This window comes from Aminobacter sp. P4_H6_2, assembly GCF_056400805.1.
In genome coordinates, this window is record NZ_JBFUKO010000591.1 from 1 (window position 1) to 3,327 (window position 3,327).

The following is a 3,327-nucleotide window of genomic DNA, read 5'->3' on the forward strand; positions in this document are numbered from 1 at the left end:
GGTCCCAGCGCCGCGCTTCATTGAGCTTCAATTCGCCCCGGCTCGAAATCGCCACGCGTTCGAGGTCCCATTGCGAGCCTTGCTCCGCCCGATAGGCGCCACCGCCGAGGCTGAGCGCATTGAGGATGATCATGCCGGGGCGATAGGCGTATTCGCCAGGAGTGGCCACGCTGCCGAGGATGTAGAAGGGACGATAGGCGACGATATCGACCGTCGTATCAGGAGTTTGCTGCAGATTGGCCTTGGCTTTCAGGCGCGAAGCGATCGATGTGGCCAGTTCGGGGGCGCTTAGCCCTTTTGCCGGAACCTGCCCAAGCATCGGCATCAAGATGTCGCCGCTGGCGCCAACAGTCAGTTCGCCGGTCAGGGCGGGCCATTCGGAGACATGGATGCGAAGCCGATCCTGCGGACCGAGCTCATATTTCGCTGTATCGGCCAAGGACTTGCCGGAAAAGGCCAGCAAGGCGAGGCCGGCGACAATGGCCATGCTTCCCACCTGCAGCTTTCTCAGTTTATCCAGCAAAGTCATCGAATCGCTCCCAACAAGATCTGGCAACAACCCAAAGCTGCTAGAGCGCAACCACTGAAATAGATTGAAGATGATCGGCGATCCGCGAGGAAACCCTTCCGATGCACGGAAATTCACCGCTCATGGTTAATTCTATCCTCATTGCGCACTCAATCGCATCGCCTTCGTTGGCAAAGGATTGCCCTCCGCTGCTGGCGCGGCGAGGCGCAGGGCTATGCCGAAGACCATGCCCATCGTCATGGTCAAGAGATACTGGATCTCCCTGGCGAAGATCACCCACTCATAGAAAGAATGGAGATAGACAACGAGCAGCGCCACGCCGAAGCCGAGCAGCAGATTGCCTTCCAGCGTGTGGCGCATGCGCCAGCCGGTCCGCCACGCAACAAACAGTGGAACAATGAGCATGACGCAAAACGCGAGGACCCCTGGATATCCGGCCTCGGCTGCGGTCAGCCAAAAGGCGTTGTGGACGATATTATTGCGGTTACCTTCAAAGCCGATGACGCCGGCGCGCTCCGAATAGCCGAGGTCTCGCGCAACATAGACATAGTGATTGATTCCAACGCCAAGCGGATGGTCATCGAGGATGAAGGACGCTGCGCGATTGAAGGCAGCACGCTCGTCATACTGGCTTTCGCCCAGTGGATTGAGCTCGAAGCGATTTGAGAAGGTGGAAACCGCCAACGGCGCCACGATCAAAAGGGAGGCGAGCGCGGCAAGGCCGACCGCCATCTTGCGCTGTGTCAGGCCCGCCAGCGCCTGCGTCACGAACAGCGTCCCCAAGCCTATGACCGAAAATCCGACCGCCGCGCGCGACGCCGTGAAAACGACAACGACGATGGTCGCCACAACGGTGCAGACCAGATAACGGACGTTGCGGTAGCCAGCCAGAAGCAGGGCAAGATGCGGAAAGAGGACGAAATGCGCTGCCATGCCGAGCGTGTTCTGATGGATGAAGAGACCCATCGTCTGCGGCAGGTGAAGCTGGAACCGCTGGTACAAGACGGCCACGAAATGAGCCGCAATACCGATCGCCATGCCTTTCAATATCAAGAAGGGCACATCTGGATCGGAAGTGCTGGCACGTGCCACGACCACCATCACCAAAAAGATGCGGGCGAATTGCAGCACACCGAAACTCGCAGCTACCGGCTCGGCGGCTTGTAGCAGGGAAAGGACGGCTGCGAGAATGTAGATAAGAAACGGCAGCTTGCACCACAGAGGCAGCTTGCCACGCGGCATAGCAAAAAGTGCAGAGGCGGCAAGGATATCGACAATCGAGATCTGCAGACCATAGACGAAACCTACCCAACGACCTGCCCAGGACAGGAGGCCTACATCGAATAGCGGGATGGCGGCGGCAAAAAAAGGTAGGGCGCCGAAGCCAATCCAAAATGGCTTGCGCAGCACCGGCGTGCTCCGCAACAGCAGGCCGAGCGGAAAAATCGCAAGCAAAGCGAGAAAAAGCACGCCGAATTTCAAGGAACGATAACCCTTATGCCGCGACATGCATGCAATAACATGGCGCCTGGGAACTCCGGGTTAACGGCCGAGAGCAGCCCGACGGAAGGTTAACGATAACGTGGTCTTCGCTTTTCGTATCCTCATCATGGCGTTGCTGGCCTTCCCGGCGACTGCTCGAGCCAGTTCGCCGGCGATCGAAGTTGGGGAAGTCACCATGGCGACGCCCGATATCATCGCTGTCGAGCTGCGCGATCCGTCGTTTTCGCGCGGGCAGATCGTGGCCTTGCCACAGCCAAAGCCCCAGATGCTTGGACGCTGGATCTCTGTCGACGGTACATCCGGTCTAGTCATCGGGCCGAAGGCGGACCATGCGCGGCTTGCCGACGCGCCACCAAGCATTTTCCTTGACCGCGACAGCGTGGATGCCGCCGGCATCTACGGTGAAATCGGCGGCCGTCGCGTCATTGCAGTTCATCGTAAATCCATGCCCTACGATTCCGGGCTCTACCCCGGCCCGAATGGCGACACGCGCACGGGTGCCGCTTTCAAGCACCAGATTTATCTCCAGCTTGATGGCCCCCTGCCCCAGGGCGAACATGTCATACGCTGGCCGAACGGCATGCTTGCGGACCAAAGCTTCATCTTCGACGACCGGACGACCCGCGCAATGGCGATCCGTTCCACGCAACTTGGGCATACGAGCAAGGACGCAGCGAAAACCGCCTGCCTCGCGCTTTGGCTGCCCGGCGGCAAGGACGACGGTGTTGTCGATTTCAGGGATTACGGCATCAACGGTTTCGATGTCATAGATCCGCAAGGCAACACGGTCTTTTCCGGCGCCATAAGTCTACGCAAGAGCCCTGGGGACGCCGAGCCGGGCAATGGCTTGCCCAAAACTTTGCTCGACTACACAGCGGCGAATTCGCCGCGCATCGCAATCCGATCGCTCGACGTTGATACGCTGCGCGTGACAACGGTTGCGCCACACGGCCTGACCGATGGCCAACGCGTGGGCCTCGAGCGGCTGGGCGGTGAACAAGATGCCAGTTCGGTCTTTGCCACTGTGGCCGACGCCACGGCCAACGCATTCACGCTGGCCGATCAGGAGGGGGCGCTTCCGGCAGCGCTTTCTTCTGGGGCAACCGTCGCCCCTGCGCACAGCGCCAACCGCGCCGGAACCTTCGTTTTCGAACTCGACTATTCCGCCTGGACGCCAGAATCTGGCGGACCATTCCGTCTTCGTATTCCCGGTCTCGGTGTTTCCGACCCATTTGCGGTGGAATCGGATGTTTGGCTGAAGGCCGCGCGCAATTCGATGACGGGGCTGTATCACC

3 protein-coding genes are annotated in these 3,327 nt (G+C 59.7%); 1 reads left to right on the forward strand and 2 read right to left on the reverse strand.

Annotation, left to right across the window (positions count from 1 at the left end):
* Both AC1DUU_RS27075 and AC1DUU_RS27080 read right to left on the reverse strand, forming a co-directional pair.
* On the reverse strand, window positions 1–487 hold a 487-nt coding region (locus AC1DUU_RS27075; RefSeq protein ID WP_476786442.1), incomplete at its 3' end, for a polysaccharide biosynthesis/export family protein.
* Between the two features lie 180 nt (window positions 488–667).
* On the reverse strand, window positions 668–1,999 hold the full coding sequence (locus AC1DUU_RS27080) for an O-antigen ligase family protein (RefSeq protein WP_476786443.1): 1,332 nt from the start codon (window positions 1,997–1,999) through the stop codon (window positions 668–670).
* Between the two features lie 112 nt (window positions 2,000–2,111).
* Between AC1DUU_RS27080 and AC1DUU_RS27085 the strand changes: the two genes are divergently transcribed.
* Window positions 2,112–3,327: hypothetical protein (locus AC1DUU_RS27085; protein ID WP_476786444.1), on the forward strand; the 1,216-nt coding region annotated here is incomplete at its 3' end.